The sequence below is a fragment of the Sphingobacterium sp. LZ11T8 genome (genome assembly GCF_024261425.1).
Classification (GTDB): Bacteria; Bacteroidota; Bacteroidia; order Sphingobacteriales; family Sphingobacteriaceae; genus Sphingobacterium.
Genome location: NZ_JANBZY010000005.1, coordinates 383,090 through 403,609, shown reverse-complemented (window position 1 = coordinate 403,609; position 20,520 = coordinate 383,090). Strand labels below are relative to the sequence as shown.

General features: G+C 40.9%; 21 protein-coding genes. 12 read left to right on the top strand and 9 right to left on the bottom strand.

Annotation, left to right across the window (positions count from 1 at the left end; genetic code table 11):
- Positions 1-29: 29 nt before the first annotated feature.
- From NLF99_RS14275 to NLF99_RS14265, 3 genes are all read right to left on the bottom strand, one after another.
- Entirely contained in the window at positions 30-1,136 is a 1,107-nt protein-coding gene (locus NLF99_RS14275; protein ID WP_185213983.1) for a toxic anion resistance protein, read from the bottom strand.
- Between the two features lies 1 nt (position 1,137).
- Entirely contained in the window at positions 1,138-1,923 is a 786-nt protein-coding gene (locus NLF99_RS14270; protein WP_185217309.1) for a hypothetical protein, read from the bottom strand.
- A 99-nt stretch (positions 1,924-2,022) separates the two neighbouring features.
- Entirely contained in the window at positions 2,023-3,540 is a 1,518-nt protein-coding gene (locus NLF99_RS14265; RefSeq protein ID WP_254529087.1) for a hypothetical protein, read from the bottom strand.
- A 131-nt stretch (positions 3,541-3,671) separates the two neighbouring features.
- Between NLF99_RS14265 and yiaA the strand changes: the two genes are divergently transcribed.
- The 4 genes from yiaA (at position 3,672) to NLF99_RS14245 (ending at position 6,713) form a co-directional block, all read left to right on the top strand.
- Positions 3,672-4,139 carry an inner membrane protein YiaA gene (yiaA, locus tag NLF99_RS14260; RefSeq protein WP_254529085.1) on the top strand — a complete coding sequence of 156 codons (468 nt, stop codon included), beginning with the start codon at positions 3,672-3,674 and terminating at the stop codon, positions 4,137-4,139.
- Between the two features lie 91 nt (positions 4,140-4,230).
- On the top strand, positions 4,231-5,181 hold the full coding sequence (locus tag NLF99_RS14255; protein WP_254529083.1) for a DUF2157 domain-containing protein: 951 nt from the start codon (positions 4,231-4,233) through the stop codon (positions 5,179-5,181).
- Positions 5,171-6,241: a DUF4401 domain-containing protein gene (locus NLF99_RS14250; protein ID WP_254529081.1), complete on the top strand. Its 1,071-nt coding sequence runs from the start codon at positions 5,171-5,173 to the stop codon at positions 6,239-6,241. The genes NLF99_RS14255 and NLF99_RS14250 overlap by 11 nt, the downstream gene beginning before the upstream one ends.
- Positions 6,228-6,713, top strand: a complete 486-nt coding sequence (locus NLF99_RS14245; protein ID WP_254529080.1) for a GDYXXLXY domain-containing protein — start codon at positions 6,228-6,230, stop codon at positions 6,711-6,713. The genes NLF99_RS14250 and NLF99_RS14245 overlap by 14 nt, the downstream gene beginning before the upstream one ends.
- Before the next feature lie 186 nt (positions 6,714-6,899).
- Here the strand turns inward: NLF99_RS14245 and NLF99_RS14240 are convergent, their stop codons facing one another.
- Positions 6,900-7,274, bottom strand: coding sequence for a DUF3127 domain-containing protein (locus NLF99_RS14240; RefSeq protein ID WP_093101488.1), 375 nt, complete (start codon positions 7,272-7,274; stop codon positions 6,900-6,902).
- A gap of 65 nt (positions 7,275-7,339) precedes the next feature.
- Between NLF99_RS14240 and NLF99_RS14235 the strand changes: the two genes are divergently transcribed.
- The 8 genes from NLF99_RS14235 (at position 7,340) to NLF99_RS14200 (ending at position 15,518) form a co-directional block, all read left to right on the top strand.
- Entirely contained in the window at positions 7,340-8,503 is a 1,164-nt protein-coding gene (locus tag NLF99_RS14235; protein WP_093101489.1) for a class I SAM-dependent RNA methyltransferase, read from the top strand.
- Entirely contained in the window at positions 8,484-9,152 is a 669-nt protein-coding gene (locus NLF99_RS14230) for an HD domain-containing protein (protein WP_254529079.1), read from the top strand. The genes NLF99_RS14235 and NLF99_RS14230 overlap by 20 nt, the downstream gene beginning before the upstream one ends.
- Positions 9,153-9,215: 63 nt before the next feature.
- Positions 9,216-10,061: a phosphodiester glycosidase family protein gene (locus NLF99_RS14225; RefSeq protein WP_254529078.1), complete on the top strand. Its 846-nt coding sequence runs from the start codon at positions 9,216-9,218 to the stop codon at positions 10,059-10,061.
- Between the two features lie 15 nt (positions 10,062-10,076).
- Positions 10,077-10,838, top strand: coding sequence for a glycerophosphodiester phosphodiesterase family protein (locus tag NLF99_RS14220; protein WP_093101494.1), 762 nt, complete (start codon positions 10,077-10,079; stop codon positions 10,836-10,838).
- 1 nt (position 10,839) lies between these two features.
- Complete coding sequence (locus NLF99_RS14215; protein WP_185217317.1) at positions 10,840-11,676, top strand: endonuclease/exonuclease/phosphatase family protein; 837 nt, start codon at positions 10,840-10,842, stop codon at positions 11,674-11,676.
- Between the two features lie 194 nt (positions 11,677-11,870).
- Positions 11,871-12,656: a DUF4197 domain-containing protein gene (locus NLF99_RS14210; protein WP_254529077.1), complete on the top strand. Its 786-nt coding sequence runs from the start codon at positions 11,871-11,873 to the stop codon at positions 12,654-12,656.
- A gap of 1,010 nt (positions 12,657-13,666) precedes the next feature.
- Complete coding sequence (gene pepT / locus NLF99_RS14205; protein ID WP_254529076.1) at positions 13,667-14,920, top strand: peptidase T; 1,254 nt, start codon at positions 13,667-13,669, stop codon at positions 14,918-14,920.
- A gap of 31 nt (positions 14,921-14,951) precedes the next feature.
- Positions 14,952-15,518 carry a nitroreductase gene (locus NLF99_RS14200; protein ID WP_185213969.1) on the top strand — a complete coding sequence of 189 codons (567 nt, stop codon included), beginning with the start codon at positions 14,952-14,954 and terminating at the stop codon, positions 15,516-15,518.
- 57 nt (positions 15,519-15,575) lie between these two features.
- Here NLF99_RS14200 and NLF99_RS14195 read toward each other — a convergent pair whose 3' ends face one another.
- The 5 genes from NLF99_RS14195 to NLF99_RS14175 all read right to left on the bottom strand — a co-directional run bounded on the left by NLF99_RS14195 (position 15,576) and on the right by NLF99_RS14175 (position 20,498).
- Positions 15,576-16,157 carry an energy transducer TonB gene (locus NLF99_RS14195; protein ID WP_254529074.1) on the bottom strand — a complete coding sequence of 194 codons (582 nt, stop codon included), beginning with the start codon at positions 16,155-16,157 and terminating at the stop codon, positions 15,576-15,578.
- Between the two features lie 50 nt (positions 16,158-16,207).
- Entirely contained in the window at positions 16,208-16,744 is a 537-nt protein-coding gene (locus tag NLF99_RS14190; RefSeq protein WP_254529072.1) for an RNA polymerase sigma factor, read from the bottom strand.
- Between the two features lie 136 nt (positions 16,745-16,880).
- Positions 16,881-18,134: a YeiH family protein gene (locus tag NLF99_RS14185; protein ID WP_185213966.1), complete on the bottom strand. Its 1,254-nt coding sequence runs from the start codon at positions 18,132-18,134 to the stop codon at positions 16,881-16,883.
- A gap of 7 nt (positions 18,135-18,141) precedes the next feature.
- The gene (locus tag NLF99_RS14180) at positions 18,142-19,062 is read right to left on the bottom strand and encodes a TIGR01777 family oxidoreductase (RefSeq protein ID WP_254529070.1); all 921 of its coding nucleotides are present in this window, start codon (positions 19,060-19,062) and stop codon (positions 18,142-18,144) included.
- 2 nt (positions 19,063-19,064) lie between these two features.
- On the bottom strand, positions 19,065-20,498 hold the full coding sequence (locus NLF99_RS14175) for an NAD(P)/FAD-dependent oxidoreductase (RefSeq protein WP_254529068.1): 1,434 nt from the start codon (positions 20,496-20,498) through the stop codon (positions 19,065-19,067).
- Positions 20,499-20,520 lie beyond the last annotated feature (22 nt).

Genomic DNA, 20,520 nt, shown 5'->3' with positions numbered 1-20,520 from the left:
CCTTGGCTTTTTCTTTTATCTATTAAATCTTAATTGATCAACCTGTTATCATCAGAAGACTTTAAGATATGGTTCTTAAGTTCAGTTTCCGCAATCAATAATTCCCCTTCTGCTACCTTACGTTTCTCACGACCTTCACGCTGAATTCGCAATACCTCTTCGATGGTAGTGATGATATCGGTATTAGCTTTCTTAATGGTATCCATATCAATGATTCCTCTTTCTGTTTCTTTGGCAACATTGATGGTTGCTTCTTTCAACATTTCAGAGTTTCTCTTCAGCAATTCATTTGTAGCATCAGTAACTGCTCTTTGTGCCTCTAAGGCACTTTGTGCATGGGCAATACCTAGTGTAAGGACCATTTGGTTCTTCCACAAAGGTAGTGTATTGACGATACTTGATTGAATCTTTTCCATCAAGGAACTACTGTTGCTCTGAATCATCCTAATCTGCGGAGCCGTTTGTAGCACCACCATACGGGTAAGTTTCAGATCATGGACCTTACGTTCAAAACGCACAACATGTTGTTCCATGTCTTTATACTCTTGCACCTTATGCTGATCGCCAGTTGCTTCAGCTTCAGCTTTCAGAGCAGGCAAAGTCGTGGTCAGGACTTCATTTAGTTTTTCTTCCCCTGCTTGGATATGCAGAGAAAGGTCCTTGAAATACTGTTGATTTTGGACAAATAGCTTATCGAAGATATTGACATCCTTCGCTAAGTTTTTATAATGTCCTTCTAACTTCAGTTCAATGGAATGGATGTTCTTTTCCACGGAAGCATACTCAGTACGCATTCTCCCGATTTTCTTTTTGAGATTATCAAAGAATGGCAATAAAGGTTTTTTATTAACCCTTTCATCAAACTCACGGATTTCAGAACGTAGGTTGACCAAAATATCCTCGGCACCTCCTAAATCTTTTGTACGGACTTGTTTCAAGATCTCGTTCGAGAAGTTGCTCACATTACTTTGCGTACCTACCCCAAACTGAATGATGTCCGTAGTAGAGGTCAAATTAATCTTGTCTTTATATTGCTTAATCAATTGTTTTTCCTCTTCTGAGAAATTCACTTTCACCTCTGAGGGCTTATTCTGGTTTTGATCATCGTCCAGATGTGTCAAATCTAAATTTGCCATATTATTCTTTTAAAAGGTTTCTACTTTTTAAGGTCTGAATATATACATCGGTTTCAGCCGACACATCTAACATTCCCATTTTAAATTGATTTGTTACTTCTTCTTCTACAGCGACCGCAGCTTGGCGTATCACCTCTTCCAGCTTCTTCTTGGACTCATAGGTCACTGTATTGTTCAATCTTGCGTTTTCCAATTCATCATATTGCATCAGCACATTCACGATGGTGGAGTGTCGAACCAAAAACTTCTCTGCTTCCCGCTTATCCTTTTTCTCCAACAATTGAAATAACCGCAATATCTTGTCGATATCCTTATGGATGTTATTATTATCTATTTCTTTTCGCCAGTGCAATAGTCTTTCTACAAAAAATTGAGGTGTATCTATAGTTGGCGCGGATATTTCAAGACGTTTTTGAGAACCCATACTAGAAATCCAATACAGGTCACGGACTTCGGACAGTTCAAGTCTCTGTAAGTATGGCTTCGCTTGATTCAGCAGCAGGCCATTTCCAACTACATAAGACAATACCGATCCTCCCAATGTCAATAACATTGCCTGGCTTAGCGTCCCAAAAAACATAACGAAGGAAACAAGGAGTCCAATCTCGACTGCCAACAGCAGCCAAGCGGTAAACATCCAAGAACGCACCTTAGCTTTCTTTGCCTGCGACATCATCACCAAAGGATGCACGTGTATTGGCAAAGGAAGAAACATCAGGATGGATAAAAAGGTCCATACCAGCTGTCTAATCTCCCAAGGTCTACTTTTTTTCGTTGCCCAACCCATTCTTTAAATTTAAATATTATTTGTAAAAATACACCAATTCTTATTCCAATGATAGCAATCAGCCATAGTATTAGGTAATTGGCGGTAAATCACCTGCCATTACGTCATTTTTGTCGGTGAATTCCCCTCAAGGTTTTCTATCAGTGTTAACGTGATGTCGTATGGTTTTCGTTTTTCCCAACGAGAAATTAACCAAGAAATGAAACTCAGATTAAAAATGTCCTTGTTTTCATCCAAGTCCAGCATAGAATAAACAGTTTCCTGGAAACTTTGTTGAAAGACCAGATCAGGTTTCATCAAATATTTCTCGACCAAGCCTAGAAAATCCAATACCCGAGACTCTTTCACCTGAAGTAGATATTGCTTATACCTCCGCTTGAAACTCCTCAACCTTGACATGGCCAATTCAATATTCTCAAACTGTGCATGCAATAATATTTCCATCAAGTTCTTACGGATACTCCACAGCATCCCTAACTTCTTTTCATACCAAGCGTCAGTATGTGTCAATTTTGACAGGATCCTTATAGCCTTAAGGTCATTCAACTGACCCAAGAACATCGTTTTACTTAATATCAGGTCATCGATGTCAGCCTGCGCACTTTGTTTCCCCAAATTATCTAATGTATCATCAATAACAATAGCCGCTTCCGCTGCCCTACCAGAAAAAAAATAGTTCAATGCATAGAGCAACTGTTTTCTGTTCCATAGCAACGCCCTATACTGTTTATGCTGTTCTGATAAATCATCCAACTGCTTTAGGTATTTCAGGCTTTCTTCAAAAGACCTGTTCCTTAAATTAAAATTAGCCAAATAGTAAAGAATATGTAAATGATAAAAAACCTGGGAAGGTTGATTCATCTTTTGGCTTTCAATGAACCGATGGCTCTTTACCAAATACCTTTCCACCAAACTATAGTTCTGATTGATGGCGGCATATTCATTGGCAATAAATAAAATTTGATAAAGTGATTTATAATTCATCAGATCCAACATATTGATCTGATATTGCTTGATGGTCTTCTCGATCAACTCCGTCAAATTGATCACCTTGGCTTTCAAATGGATTTCATTCAATTCTTTCCTCAGTGCAGCATAGGCCAAACGCAACTTCGCCTCCCGCTGCATATGGTTCTGGTTGATCCGAAACTTTTCTGTCAGCTCATCCAGATTAACTGCAGCATCTAGATGCGAATATTGTAGCTTTAACAACAGGATCTCATTCAATAAACTAAACTGCTCCTGCGCAACCGCCAATCTTTCAGCCTTCTCCAATGACCTGAAACCGATCTTTTCCAGGTTGTTCTCAAGCAGATACCTCGCCACAACAAAATTCCGAAGGATATCATAAGATTCATCGGTACTGTTTTCAAAGGTTCTTTGTGAGAGGAACACAAGCAGGCTATCGTGCAATCTTTTCCGCAAGGCATGGTATGCATCCCTGTTTTTAGAATTTTTATAAAGGCTTTCTATTGATTTTATATCGTCAGTTTCTATCAAATTGAACAATTTGATATTCTTCACATCATTCCTTTTATTTTTCTTTGTCAAATAACTCTTAAAATCACTTTTATCTTGATTATTCAACAATTTTATCAACTCATTAAGAGAATCCATGTACAAACATTTTTATTAAAACACAACATAAATTTACATTATATATCATCAGTTAACAACAATTATTTGGTTTCACAGGCAAAGTTTGAACCCGACCTTTGGGTCAGTATTAATCATAAAAACAAAAAAAAATGGAACCGCTAAATAACAAAACTGAGGAGATGTTAACTCCATTAAAACACACAGACGAAAACAGAAAGTCTTTCAAACCAACGGCAGCCTTTGTAGGGGCCTCATGGATCGCCATGTTAACTGGCATCTTCGGTTACTGCATCGGACTATGGAATGCAACGATGGAACTCAATGAAAAAGGCTACTACCTTGTCATCCTGCTTTTCGGACTATTCGCCGTCATATCCGTTCAAAAAAGCGTTCGGGACCGCGCAGAAGGTCTTGCAGTGACCGAACTATATTACGGCATCAGTTGGTTTGCCACCTTGGCCTCTATTATTTTATTGATCATTGGCCTTTGGAATGCCGATCTATTCTTAAGTGAAAAGGGGTTTTACGCCATGTCGTTTATCCTGAGTGTTTTCTCAGCCATTGCTGTTCAGAAAAACACCCGTGACGCTAAATTATTTAAAGAAGAAAACATATAACTTAGCGGTTGCCCTGCAGTGTCGAGCAATTGGCCTGCAGGGATTTTTACACTAATTGTTATTTTCACGTTAGAAACTTAATAGATTTCGCATGAAAGATCTAGAAAGAAAAGACCTAGAGCTGCTCTCCGTTCATTCCGACATCAAGGAAAACGAACTCCAACAGTCTCTGGAAGAATATATATACCCCAAACAAGACGCCTGGGCACGGTTTACACAGATCGTCCTATTGGCATTGGGAGTCGGCTTCATGGCCGCCGGAATTGTCTTTTTCTTCGCCTACAATTGGGAAGACCTCGATAAATTCGTCAAACTGGGGATCGTACAAGGCTTAGTCATTATCACGACCAGCCTGAGCCTGACCCTCAAAACCAACAAACTGTTCAAGGATATCATCTTAACCGCTGCTTCCCTCCTAGTCGGAGTGATGTTTGCCGTCTTCGGGCAGGTTTACCAAACGGGGGCCAATGCCTATGACTTTTTCCTTGCATGGACCATTTTCATTAGCCTTTGGGTATGGGTATCCAAATTCCCGCCACTCTGGCTTATGTATTTAGGCCTCGTTAACCTCAGCATATTCCTCTACTACGAACAGGTGGCTAGGTATTGGGATTTTATTTACCTGTCATCAGGCCTGTTTGTCTTAAACGCAGCCTTTCTTTTAGTCTGCATCTGGATCAACGAAAAGAAAAAAGGGGAAATTCCTGCCTATTTCAACAATATCCTAGGATTAACAGCTGCAGTCTGGTCCATCTATAGCAACATCTATTGGATTATGGAGAACCGATACTATGACATGCCAGTAATTCTTGGAGCAACTCTCCTATTTTATGGCTTAGGTCTTTGGTATGGGAATAAAAAGAACAATCCCTTCTATATGGGATTAATACCCTTCAGCTGCATTATCATTTTCGCATCCGTACTGTTGAAGATTTACGATGGCATGCAGATGTATCTATTGATTTCAGTATATCTCATTGTCACCGTCAGCCTCGTTATCTGGAACCTTATAAAAATGCAAAGGAGGAATCATGGAAAATAATCAAACCCAAGAAGCTCTTCTAAAAGTACAAGGCACGATTGGAAGAGAACTAAACATAGACCAAGCCGCAATAAACAGGGACTTGCTTAAAGATAGGCATAGCCAATCCATGACCATCAAGGTCCTGTCCGTTATTGGAGGCATCCTAGCTACAGGTGCATTTTTACTGTTTTTGGAATTGGCCAACTTCTCTTCCAATCACATCCCGCTGTTTATCCTATCTGGAATATTCTTTATTGCTGCCATCTGGATCAACAAAAAATATGACCGTGTCCTATTCGACACCTTATCTGTCTGCATCTATCTACTCAGCTTTATTCTGTTTGGAATGGGCTATAGTAAATTCGACGGCTACACAGATGTGCCATTATTCGTCTACCAAGCACTTGCAATCCTCACGATTACCATCAGCAGGAGCTATATTCTGACATTTTGTGCTATCCTCATTTCTACAGGTACTTTTTTAGCCTACTTTAGCTACAAAGAGGTCCCAGAATTAAACAATGCCCTTTTGGTCCTAGTCGCCATCCTTTTCATTTATTTCACTTTCAACGAAGGTAAATTGATGAAACGAAAGGCAATTCAAGGAAAGCGTTATTTGGCAATCCGCACAGGCTTGGTTTTTTCTTATTTGATCTGTCTTTATTATTGCAGTCGTCCGAACTATATGCCAAACGCTTGGATTATTGATTGGGCAACTTCCGGCGTATTGATCGCTATGACGCTTTGGCTCATTAACTGCTTGCTCAATCGATTCCTTTGCGAAGAAATTGGCAAGAAAATCTTTATTTCCTTAGTCGTCCTGATATGTTTAGGGTTTACGGCTATGAGTCCTGCAATTTCCGGATCCTTATTACTGTTGTTAGTAAGCTTCAAGGTCAATTACAAAACCGGATTTGCCCTAGGCATTATTGCTTTTATTTATTTCATCGGAATGTTTTACTACGATCTTGACATCAGTTTATTGAAAAAATCCATTGCCATGTTTGTCTCTGGCGTATTTTTCCTGCTGTTGTACCTTATGATCTTCAAAAAATCAATTTCACATGAAAAAGCTTAGCATTATTATCATAGTCACTAATCTGATCGCTTTATTGATCTATTTCAATTACAGCATCCGACAAAAAGAAGATATCCTCAAAAATGGAAAGCTGGTCCTTTTGGAATTGGCGCCCGTTGATCCAAGGTCCCTGATGCAGGGCGATTACATGCGACTGGCCTACGAGATACAGGATAACTTCGTCATAGATAGCATCCCTAAGCGCGGCTACGTTGTCTTAAAAGTTGACAACAACCAAGTAGGAAAAAGCATCCGTTGCCAGCCTAACAGAGAACCCCTGAACCCAGGCGAATTCCTGATCGAATACACCCGACCTAAATCTTGGCTGCTCAATATTGGCGCAGAATCCTATTTCTTCGAAGAAGGAACTGGCCAACGCTACGAAAAAGCCAAATATGGCGGTCTAAAAATCGACGAAAACGGAAATAGCCTGTTGATAGGGCTGTATGATGAGAATGGGAAGGAGATATGAGATATGAGATGTGAGATATGAGAAATTTCACGTACTATGGGTTGGGGAAAAAAGAGATATTTTCAACAAATGATATAGCCATTTAATATCCCGGTTGATATCTCAAGTCTCATATCTCACATCTCATATCTAAAACAAAGAAGGGGTTTCTTTATTGAAACCCCTTCTTTGTTTTATCTGTAAACCTTAGAATGGCAAATCATCATCATCTGATGAATTTGCAGATATATCTACCGGTGGCATGTCTGCGTAACCTGGTGCTGGAGCTGCTTGAGCGGTATTCGCTACTTTAGTGACTCTCCATGCTACTAGGGAGTTAAAATAAGTTGTCACTCCATCCTTATTCGTCCAAGGACGACCACGTAGATTGAAAGATACTTCAACTTCATCACCAACAGCTAGGTTATCAAATATGTTGACGCGGTCCTGTGTCGACTCAAAACGAATGTACTCTACAAACTGTGGGTTTTCAGCATAGGCAACGATCAAATCTCTCTTCTTGAAAGACTCTGTTACTTGTTGCGTCGCCCCTATCTCATGTACTTTTCCTCTTATTTCCATAACTTATTTATTAAACCGTAAAATTAAACATTTTTTGCTAAGAGAATAAGTAACTTTGCACAAATATGGCAGAAGTTTTCAACAAACAGAATAAGGTAATCGTTACTTGCAACCGTAGGTTGTCCCCTTATTTGGAACAGGAAATCCGTGAATTGGGATTTGATATCAAACGTGCATTCAACACCGGTGTAGAGCTACAAGCCTCTGTAAATGAATGCATCAAGTTAAACTTAAACTTACGTATTGCGAGTCAGGTTCTCTATGAATTAAAATCATTTAGAGCCCATAATGCAGACGAACTTTATAAACAATTAGTGACTATTCCATGGGAAGATTTGATCCCGATCGATGGATACTTTTCGGTAACATCCCATGTCCACAACGAGACCATTACCACACCGCTCTTTGCAAACGTAAAGGTCAAGGATGCCATCGTAGACCGTATCAAAGATAAAAAAGGGATGCGCCCGAATTCAGGTCCAGACCTAAATCGTGCAGTTATCCACCTGCATTGGATGGAAGACCGCGCTGAAATCTTCTTGGATACTTCTGGGGAAACCTTGGCTAAGCACGGCTATAGAAAACATCCTGGGAAAGCTCCAATGTTGGAGGCTTTGGCGACTGCAACCATTATGGCAACCCAATGGGATGGCAAAACCCCATTCGTAAACCCGATGTGTGGTTCAGGTACCTTAGCTATCGAAGCTGCCCTAATGTGCCAAAACCGTAAACCTGGTTTGCAACGCATGAACTATTCCTTTATGCACTTCATCGGATACAATGAGGAGGTCTTCTTCGAGGAACGCCGTATATTAAAGGATATCACCGACAAGACTAACCTTCCCCATATTATTGCATCTGATATCTCTGCCGATGCAGTTGAAATTGCCAGACTCAATGCCCGTACCGCTGGTGTGGAACATCTGATCGAATTTGAAACCTGTGATTTTGCAGAAACTACTATTCCTGAAGGCGATGGTGTCATCATGTTCAACCCTGAATATGGCGAGCGCCTAGGTGTACATAGCAAACTGGAGATCACCTATTCCCGAATCGGCGATTTCATGAAACAGAGTTGCAAAGGATACCGTGGCTATATCTTCACTGGAAATCCAGACCTGGCCAAGAAAATTGGCTTGAAAGCTTCCAGAAGATTCGAGTTTTTCAATGGTAAACTAGACTGTAGATTATTGCAATACGAATTGTACGATGGCTCAAAAGACAGATAAGCAAGAACAGCTCATTCTAAAGACAGCTGCTTTTGTCGAAGATAAACTGAAAGATGCGGAGTCTGGCCACGATTGGTGGCATATCCTCCGCGTCTGGAACAATACCAAACTGATCCTGAAAGAAGAGGAAGCAGATGCCTTTGTATGCGAATTGACTGCCCTGTTGCATGATATTGCAGACAGTAAATTCCACAATGGGGATGAAAGCATCGGTCCTAGGGTAGCTGGCGAATTCTTGAAATCCATTGAAGTCGACGATATAGCCATCGAACATGTACAAAATATTATTTTGAACATGTCCTATAAAGCATCTTTAGGCGAAGTCAGTTTTCACTCCAAGGAACTGGAAATCGTTCAGGACGCAGACCGCCTCGATGCGATCGGTGCCATAGGCATCGCTCGTGCTTTTAACTATGGCGGTTATAAAAACAGGGAAATCTATAATCCTGAAATCCCCGCTCTGGAAAACCAAAGCAAGGAAGCCTATAAAAACACAACGGCTCCAACCATCAACCATTTCTATGAAAAACTGTTGTTGCTAAAAGATAAAATGAACACTTCGACTGCCAAGAAAATCGCTCTGGGCAGGCACCAACACATGGAGTCATTTCTGCAACAATTTTATAGCGAATGGAACGGAGATCGATAAATTAATAATATCTTAATATTAATTGGGTAAATTCGGGACATGTTTCATAAAAACATGCTCCGAATGAAATTCAGACAGCTAATTCATATTACTGTATTCTGCCTATTCTTATTTCCTAACCTAGTCTTCAGCCAAGAACAAGACTCCGTTCAAATTACCCATGCAAACTGGAATAAGAAAGAAATCAAAAAAGGCATCATTTGGTATCAAGGCCATTTTGAAAACCTATTCAATGCGGTCCAAGAAATCAATTGGGTAGAAATCGACCTGCACAAATACCACAAAAACATACATATTGCCGCAGAACCTTCCAAATTAATACCAACCTCTAGCTTTGCGGAACAAAACCAAGCATTAGTCGCCATCAATGCCTCTTTCTTTGACATGAAAAACGGCGGTTCGGTCGACTATCTCAAACTGAACAACCAAATACTGAGTCAGTCCAAAGTTAAACCCAATGCTCGGGCAAATGCTGTTTTTAGCATATCTAAGAAGAAACTGAGGATCCAAGAAAACACAAAACAAAACGTAGAAGAGTCCAAAGCTCCATCCATTATGGTTGCCGGACCTCTCCTATTGGTTGAAGGGCAATATGCAGAACTCGCAAAGAATGCATTCAACGACAACCGCCATCCTCGCACGGCTATTGCCATCAGTTCAAAACATAAATTGATCTTAATGGTTGTTGACGGTAGAAGCAATATGGCCAATGGAATGAACCTAAAGGAATTGAGCCAAGTATTGAAGTGGATTGGAGCAAAGGATGCGATGAACCTAGATGGCGGCGGCAGCAGCACCCTGTACATCAAGGGAGAAGGCAGCAATTCCATCGTCAATTACCCATCGGACAACAAGAAATTTGACCATGAAGGCCAGCGTTCTGTTGCCAACATTATATATTTAAAATAATTAGAATAAAATAAAATGAAAAAACAGGTATTTTTAGTAGCTATGACCATGATTATCCATGTAGGATTATTTGCACAGACTTCCATTATCGCTCACCGCGGAGCATGGAAAAACAGCAAAGTTCCTCAAAATTCAATTGCATCCCTAGATGCTGCAATCTCTCAAGGAGCATGGGGAAGTGAATTTGATGTGCACCTTACTAAAGATGATGTATTGGTGGTAAATCATGACCATGATTTCCATGGCCTAGAAATCGAAGACCTTACTTATCAAGAGTTATTGGCGAAAAAACACGATAATGGCGAGTCCCTCCCAACTGTTGAAGAATACTTAAAAGCAGGTTTGAAACAAAAGGGAACTAAATTGATCTATGAATTGAAAACAAGTAAGCTTGGTAAAGAAAGAACCATGAAAAACGTGGAACTTTCATTGGCCCTTGTCAAAAAACTTAAAGCTGAAAAAATGGTGGAATTCATTGCCTTTGATTGGGATGCATGCCTGAAATTCAGAGAACTTGACAAAAAGATCAAGGTTCACTACTTAAATGGCGACAAATCTCCAGCAGAGGTAAAAGCAGCTAAATTAACTGGGGTAGATTACCACTTCAGCATCTTCCAAAAGAACCCGAACTTGATCAAGGAATTCAAGGCACTGAAATTGAAAACCAATGCTTGGACCGTGAATAAAGAAGAGGACATGAAATTCTTTATTGATCAAAAAATTGATTTTATCACGACAGATGAACCTGAACTATTAAAAACATTATTGAACAAATAAGATGAAAAAACTATTAATCAGCCTAAGCCTAGTGCTATGCATGGGACTCTCCTATGCACAGAAAATGAATGTTGCCACTTTCAATATCAGGATGAAAACCGACAGTGATGTAGGCAACCTGTGGAAAGACCGTTATTCGCACCTGACTGACCTGATCAAATTCCATGAATTTGAAATCTTCGGTGTTCAGGAAGCATTTAAAGAACAGTTGAATGATATGTCGGCTGATTTGCCTGACTTCAAATACATCGGTGTAGGTCGTGATGATGGTGCTGATAAAGGTGAACATTCCTCCATTTTCTATGATACAAAACGTTTCGAGGTGAGTAAAAGTGGAACATTCTGGTTATCCCCTACCGATACGGAAAAACCTAACAAAGGATGGGATGCTGCCTTACCTAGAATCTGTACTTGGGGTATTTTCAAGGACAAATCAAATGGCAAGAAATTCATCTTTATGAATACGCATTTTGATCACGTTGGGATTGAAGCACGTAGAGAAAGTGCTAAATTGATCCTTGCCAAAGCGAAGGAGTTTGCAAAAGACCTTCCATTGATCTTAACTGGGGATTTCAATATCGATGAGACCAATGAAGCATATTTCACCCTTGCAAAAAGCGGTGTTGTGCAAGACGTCTACGATTTGGCTAAGATTAAATACGAACCAAATTCATCCTTCAATGCTTGGGGCAAGAACATCCAAGAGAAAGCAAGAATTGACCATATCTTTATCACAAAACCATTTAAAGTGCGTAAATATGGTATCTTGACCGATACCTATATGGGTAAATTCCCTTCAGATCACTTCCCTGTCATCGCAGAATTGAACTGGAAATAAAAAATATTGAGCAAGAAAAGGGCTCTTCACTAAACTGAGGAGCCCTTTTTGTTTTCAGTTCTTCTCTTTTTAAAGGATATAAGACCAAACGGCAGGCGTTACCGGATACAATTACACAATATTTCGGGCCGATACAACATATTCATCTCATAATTGTTATAACATTCTACTTATGAATTAGCTATTTTTGAATCATGAAACATTTCAAAAGCATAACCCTACTTGGCCTATTTAGTGCCAGCCTTTTTATCAGTGGCTGTGAAACCTTGAACCAAGCAGGAATTACCCTTCCACCACAAGGAACAGGTTCTACAAACCCCAACACGGGCAGTTCTGAAAGCGGTCAAACTACTGGAACGATTACCCAAGCAGAAGCCACTACAGGTATCAAACAAGCCTTGAACAATGGTCTGCAACAAAGTATACAGACACTATCTGTAAAAAATGGTTTCCTAGGGGATGCCGCAGTAAAGATCTTGATGCCGGAGGAAGCAAGGAAAGTTGAATCTGCATTGCGCGCGGTAGGGATGAATAAATTATGTGATCAGTTTATCGCCAGCATGAACCATGCAGCAGAATCAGCTGTGAAAGAAGCTTCAACGGTATTTGTAAATTCTCTGTCTAAAATGACAGTCAACGATGCTTTCAATATCCTATTGAGCGGACAACAAGATGCTGCTACCAATTATTTCAAAAAAACAACTTCCTCTGAATTGACAACCAAGTTTAGCCCCATCATTCAATCTGCAATGGGTAAAAACAATGTTTCAACATACTGGAATCAATTGACCAGCGCTTACAATAACCTACCATTAGGCAACAAGATCGAAACGGACCTGACTGCCTATGTAACCCAAAGAGCTATCGATGGCCTGTTCGTCAAGGTTGCTGACCAAGAGCTAAAAATCCGTAAAAACATTGGCGGGGCCAGAAACTCTGGTATCTTGGACAAGGTATTTGGATGGGTGGATAAGCAATAAGGGAGATATGAGATGGGAGATATGAGATTTGAGACTCTTTTTTGCTCCTTTTCGTAGCGAAGAAAAAACAAAACAGGTAGAATGAGTATTCTACCTGTTTTGTTTTTTCTGTATATCTTATTAAAAACCCCGAGCCGGGGGTGACATCTTTGTAGAATTAGGATGTTTGAAATGGTGAACCCATAGCGTTGGTGAAATAATTTTCAATAATGCTTCTTGAAGAAATAAAATAGATCGTTCGCGGTGCTCACGATGACAACATTCCAAAAATTAAAAACAATAGATTCTTCGCTTCGCTCTGAATACCTCTTTAGCGCATTTTGATTCTGAATGATTAGTGAAGAATCTGTACGGTTCTTCTCTTAAAGACTTTGTCATCCTGTACCTTCGTTACAGGAACTGTACGCCAATGCGATTATTTGTATGGTTCCGAGAACCTTCCTGCCTACCAATGATAAGTTTAATAGAAATGTGTTTCTAGCCATTAAGGAACATATTTGTTTTCCAAAAAAATCTCTTCTTTGCGACAAACTGCCCTAGAAGGGCAGAATTATTTTAGCATGGATGGTAAACAATAAAGGGCTAATGCAAAAACGATGTTCGATTAATCGAACATCGTTTTTGCGCGACTTCCAGGCTAACGTGCCATGGCAGCTAAAATAATGGAACCCAAAAAGGGGTTCTATATTTAAAAAAATAAAAGAGCTAATTTATTTTCATTACCAACTTGCTGTCATAACCTTCCAATAAATTCTGCGCAAATTTTTACTTCTCAGGTTGACACTGGAAAGGATATCTTTAAAATTTTTCAGGAACATCCCTTCGAGACTCCTTTTACCATTATTCGAGGCATATTGCGAAAATTCCGAATGTGTCTCGAATAAGGTCAAAATGATCTCTAAAGAAAATTTAAAATTTTAGAAAAGTAAGCTCGCATGCATACAGCCATATATTACGATTTAATGGCAGTGATTTTAGTTAAGAGGGTAATAAATTTGTAGTTTTGTTAAATGGAAATTAATCAGATTCATGATTTTCAGGTTGCTGAAAATTTTATCAAATATGTTCAGGTTGACACCCAATCTGACGCGCAATCAAGTACAGTACCTTCTACAGAAAAACAGAAAGACTTAAGCAGGATATTGGTCGAAGAATTAAAAGCTATGGGCATTGAAGACGCTCATTTGGATGATTTAGGCTATGTTTATGCCACTATCCCTTCGAACACCGACAAACAGGTGCCTGTTATCTGTTTCTGTTCACATGTAGACACTTCTCCAGATTCTTCCGGAACCAATGTTAAGCCTTTGGTCCACCAGAATTACCAAGGTCAAGACCTTGTTCTTCCCGATGATGAAAAAATCGTGATCCGCATGGCCGATCACCCTGATCTGAAGGAACAAATCGGAAATGATATCGTAACTGCCAGTGGAAAAACCCTGTTAGGTGCCGATGATAAAGCTGGAGTGGCAGAAATTATGGATGCTGCCCGCATCTTGATGAGCAACCCTGAAATTAAGCATGGCGATATCAAGATTTTATTTACCCCTGATGAAGAAATCGGACGTGGAGTAGACCATGTTGATTTGAAGAAATTGGGTGCTGAATATGCCTACACCATGGATGGGGAAAGAGCAGGAACCTTGGAAGATGAAACCTTCTCTGCTGATGGCGTGAAGATCAAGATTGATGGAATTTCCATTCACCCTGGTTATGCAAAAGGAAAAATGATCAATGCGATCAAGGTTGCTGCAGACATTGTAGATAGCCTTCCTAAGGATCGTTTATCTCCAGAAACAACCCATGCTAAGCAAGGGTTTGTACATCCGACCAATATGGAAGGTACAGTAGAGGAGGCGACCTTGAACTTTATCATCCGTGACCACGACACCAAAAAATTAGCGGAACACGAGGCTGAATTGGAAGCAATCGTTAAGGAAGTATTGTCCAAATATCCAGGAGCAAGCTATTCATTTCAAGTTAGCGAGCAATACCGCAACATGAAAGAGGTATTGGATAAGGATACGAAAGTGGTAGAGATCGCCATGATGGGGATCGAACGCGCAGGAATGAAGGTAGAAAAAAGAAGTATCCGTGGTGGTACAGATGGGTCTAGGTTATCCTTTATGGGACTGCCTTGTCCTAATATCTTTGCTGGTGGTCATGCCTTCCATGGCAAGCAGGAATGGGTATCCATCCAGGACATGCAAAAGGCCGTATTGACCATCTTACACATCGCAGCCCTTTGGGAAGAACTTTCATAATAAAAACAATAAAACTAGAAATTTAGACCATATGCTACAGAACGAAGTATTAAAGAACATAGAGTACAGAAGAGCGGTATTCCAGGCGAACTATACAGATCAAGAGGTTACCCGCGAGGAATTATTGACTATTTTGGAAGCGGCAAATGCAGCTCCTACGCATAAACGCACACAACCTTGGAGATTTGTGGTCTTCCGCAACGAAGGTTTGATCCGTTTGGGTGATGAATTAGCAAGAATCTACAAGTCGGTAACGCCAGCTGAAAAATATACAGAGGCTACTGAACAGAATATGGCCAAAAAAGCGACCCAATCTAAGGCTGCTTTAGCTATTATCGTCGATTATTCTGGTGACCTTCCTGAATGGGAAGAATTAGCTGCTACGGCTTGTGCAGTAGAGAATATGTGGTTGGCAGCAGCATCTATCGGTATCGGTGGATATTGGGCTACTCCTGGATTGATCAATCATATCGGTCCATTCTTGAACCTGAAGGAAAATCAACGTTGTATCGGATTTTTCTACATGGGACACCATGAATCAGAACCGAGAGAGCCGGTTAGAAGCCCGATCGAGGATAAGATCCGTTGGGAAGAATAAGCAATAAAAAAGGTCAAGGAAAATATCCTTGACCTTTTACTTATACCCATTACTATATTATTCAACCGCTATTGCCACGCCCCCATTTTCTCCAGTCCATCTTACTTTTTGTTCAATAAACGTCGAGATAATCGCATCTAAATTTTTATTGCTAGAGGAGGTCACTCGGATATTTTGAGGTTTCCCATCGGTTAGATCGAAAGTTACCTGCACATTCCCCCTGTCATGAATGTCCCTTAATTCGGAATTCAGTTCTTCATTGAATTTTTCCCAGCCTCCAATTGGTACTGCATCGGCATTTTCCATAAGCATAGACTGCACATGCATCTCATGTTCCATCAAAATAACTTCATTATTCCGTTCTGTTTTCTGATGGGTGATATATTTAAATAGGATCAGTGAGGACGCCACCAAGAATAAAACCGCAGCAGCCATCCCAACCGTCAACCTTTGCCAGTTATAGAATCTTCTCTTTTTATCCTCCGCTTTGGCTTCGATTTTCTTGGCCAATCGTTGCTGCAAAATGCTCAACTGATGGGAATCTACCCCTTGTTGGAGTTTGTATCCATCGATAGCATCCTGTAAAAAAGGATCGTTCAAGGCTTCACGTTCCATCTCGTACATCTCTTCCTTACTCATGAGTCCCATGACGTAATTGTGAATCCGCGTTAATTGATAATTATTTTCCATTACTTTTTCTCCATACAAATTTTAAGATTCCGCCTGCCGTTCTGTATATAGCTCTTTACTTTGGCTATATCATGTCCCGTCTGTTCGGCGATATCTTTATAACATTTCTGTTCCAGATAAAACATTCGGATGCAAAGCTCCTGTTCTTGGTTCAGGCCCGCGATACAGGATTCCAATTTTTCAAAGTCTTGCTCCCCCCATTTCTTTTCATCATCATCGTTAAGCATCTTCTCCGATTCATAGAGGTTTTCCTCGATGTCAACCTTCGTAATCTGCTTGTTTTTCCTTAGCTGCATTAAGCAAAAATTGCACGCATATACATAAACCCAACTCTTGAAATTATCCACCTCATACACGCGCAACTTATTTATTAGCTCATCGAAAATCTGCATGACCGCGTCTTGGCTTTGCTCGGCATCCTGAAGATACTTATAGCAAACACCATATAACAAGGACATGTATGGAGCATATAGCTTGCCTAGCGCATCCAAACTGCCTGTTTCTTTATAGTATTGCAACAACTGTTTTTCGTCCATGCTATTTTCTCTTCATGTATATGATGATTTCAGACCTGAATTTGCACAAATTATTTTAAATATTCCCATGGATAAACAGAAATAAAAAAGCCTCAAATCACGATGATTGAGGCTTGTATATTGTGGATTTCAAGGACTAACCAAACAAAGCGATGGCTAAGACCAGGGTTACAATGATATTGAAAGTTTGAGCAATCAAGAAAGCATACAGAGGTTTCTTATTGTCCTGTTTAAACAGATCCTTAAAGTTTGTTTCCAGACCGATAGAGGTAAAAGCAATGGCAAACCAAAGTCCTTGAACACTCTTTAAACTATCTTTGATGGATGCTGTGGTTTCGGGTGAAACCACAAAGGAGAACATCAGGGAAACAAATACAAAGCCGACCACAAATTTCGGGAACCTCTCCCAGATCAATTTCAAGGTTGGTTTTTCCCTTTTGGTTTTATCATCTACAGATTTGGAATAGGTCCAGTAGATACTGATGAAGAATGCCGCAATACCCAAAAGTACATTCTGCGAGAATTTCACGATGGTACTGATCTTTAGCGCCTCCTCACCCACTAGGGTTCCAGAAGCGGCAACTGCTCCACTCGTATCGATACTACCACCTAACCATGCACCCGTAACCTCTTGGGATAGCCCCATAAGTTCAGCTAGATAAGGCATAAAGATCATCATCGGCACGGCAGTCACCAACACCAATGAGATGATATAAGATAGTTTTTTATTGTCACCTTCGATTGCTCCCGAAGTTGCGATCGCAGCGGATACCCCACAGATCGAAACTGCACTGGAAAGCATCAGGGACATTTCTTTATCGATCTTGAATTTCTTACAGATCCAGAATGCAAAGTACCAAACGGACACGACTACAACCAGAGCCTGGATAAGGCCTAATGAACCCGCTTTTAAGATATCGCCAAATATGACCGTTGTACCCAAAAGAACCAATCCGATCTTGACATACATCTCGGTATTCAGGGCTGCTTTGAACCAATCGGGCAACTTGAAGAAGTTGCTGATGATCAAGCCGATAGCCAAACTGAATATCACTGCCTCTAGATTGAAACTCTTAACACCTGAATTTCCAGCCAATACCAAGGCAAAAAGGGTCAGGACATAGATAATCGGAAATACTATCAGCAATGCCTTGAGGCTTTTCTTGAGCAAGAGGGCTCCTAAGATAGCCGTTACGTAGACTAAGATGAATTGCAGGCCCATTGCTCCTAAATTGGATCCAGAAAGTACTTTTGAAGTGAGTTCAGTAGAGTTTGACCAGCCGAAAGATGGAACAGGTACTACGAAACCAAGCAGGGCAAGCCCAATGATTCCGAATCCCAAGATAACAACTACCCAATCCTCAGAGAGTTCAAATGTTTTGGCAGACATAAAATGTTTAAGTTGATGATTTAATTAATTGATCAAATGCGGGCTGAAGATAGGGAAAATTAAACTGAAAGCCATTTTTTAAAGTTAATAAAGTTGTTACCGGAACGCTTTCCAACAGGAGTGAAGAGTCCACTCCTTTTACGAATGCTCCCATCTTGGCCATGAAGGTTGGCAGGGGCAAACCAAACGAAACGCCTGATGCATGCCTTAATTTTTGCATAAACTCGGCATTGCTTACCGGATTAGGACTGCAGGCATGGTAAATATCGGCTCGATGGTCTGATTTGATGATCCAATCGATCATTCCCACAAAATCGGCTTCATGAATCCAAGCAATCATTTGCTTTCCATCTCCTACCTGTCCAGCCAAGCCCATCTTTGCCAATGGGTATAGCTCAGCAAACATACCTGACTTCTTGGTCAGGATGGGACTCATCCTCAAGATCAGTTTTTCTGTATTTGGCGTATGGGCAGCTAAGAAGGTTTTTTCCCAATCCTGCGCCAAGGAACCTAGGAAATCATTGGAATATTCCTTTGAAGTTTCATCTTTTAGAGATGTGCCGCCATTGAAAATGGAAACGCCCGAAAAGTTGATCCAGAGTTTTACCGGATTTTCCAATTGGGATATCGCTTCACCTAACAACCTGGTTGGACCCAACCTCGAGCTGCGGAGCAACGCTTTGTTTTTCTTGGTAAATCTTCTATTGATGGAAAGTCCACAGAGGTTGATTAGCACATCGGCACCTTCCAGTTCTTTCTGCCAGGAATCAAGGTTTTCGCCATCCCAATATACAAAGTCTAGCTTTGGATGGTGCTTGACCATACGCTTCCGACTCAGCACGATGATTTCATGGTCCTGTTCTCTAAACATACTGATCAATAAATTGCCTAAATTCCCGGTGCCTCCCGCCAATACGATCTTTGCCATAATTAAATTTTTATTTTGATGTGGTAATGGTCCTTCAATGCAATTCGAGCAGCATGGTACCCACACATCCCGTGAACACCACCTGCAGGTGGCGTTGAAGAAGAACCGATATAAACATTGGGATTGGAAGTGCGGTAAGGTGTCAAGGATTTGGTTGGCCTAGTGAACAGCTGCATAATATCCATCTGACCAGCATTGATATCTCCACCGATGTAATTTGGATTGTATTGTTCCAGCTGCCCGGTATTCATAGATGACCTTGCCAGAACGGTATCCCTAAAACCCGGAGCAAACCTTTCAATCTGATTCTCGATAGCTTCACTGCGGTCTGCAAAAGAACCATGGGGGACATGACAGTATGCCCAAGCTGTATGTTTTCCTTCCGGTGACCGGGTCGGATCAAATTTGCTTGGCTGCGCGAATAAGACAAATGGCCTGTCCACTAATTTGCCATTATAGGTATCCAATTCGTTTTTTGCAATTTCTGCAAAGGTATTCCCAATATGTACCGTAGCGGCAAACTGGCTTCTACCATCACTAAAGGGAGTAGGATCTGATAATGCCCAATCCATTTTAAAGACCCCCATGCCATAACGATAGGCTTCCAATTGCTTCCTATAGCCCTCCAGAAGATCTAAGCCTTTAATCTTTAATATCTGCAGTGGTGTGAGGTCAAGGATCAGCACCTTATGTTTTGGTAGATCACGTACATCTTCGAGCCAAAAATTGAGCTGCAGTTCTCCTCCCAGTGATTCATAATAAGCCAACATGGAATCAGCAATTGCTTGGGATCCACCGACTGGAATTGGCCAGCCGACTTGATGCCCCAACGTCCCTAACACCATCCCAATCGCTGCTGTACTCAATTTATTGAAGGGTAAGATGCCATGGGCCACCAATCCCGACCATAAGGCTTTAGCCTCAACGGTCTGGAATCGATCGGCAATGGCGTGCGCACTGCGCAATCCTGATAAACCGAACTTGGCCATCAACAATGGATTGTTAGGAAACCTTAAAGGTCCGAGAAGATCTTTCGAAAGGGAGTCCCAATTTTTGACAAATGGTGACAATAGTGCCTGATAAGCATTATAATCTTGCCCTAGCTCCTGCTGCATCAGCTTCATGTCCTGATGTAATACGACGGCTCGACCAGAGTCTAAGGGTTGGGAAACCTGAAAATCCGCGATTTTGAAAGCCAAGCCGAAATCCTCTAGCGGCAATGAGCGCATAAAAGGTGATCCAAGAGCCATGGGATGGATTGCCGAACATACATCGTGCTTGAAACCTGGAAGGGTAAGTTCTTTGGTTCGCATCCCGCCTCCTACTGTATCGGCACCTTCTACAAGCAAGGTGCTTAACCCTTGTCTTTGTAGGGTGATGGCGGCAGCAAGTCCATTGGGTCCGGATCCTATAATGATGGCATCGTAACTTTTCAAATCATCGGTATGAATCTTAAAG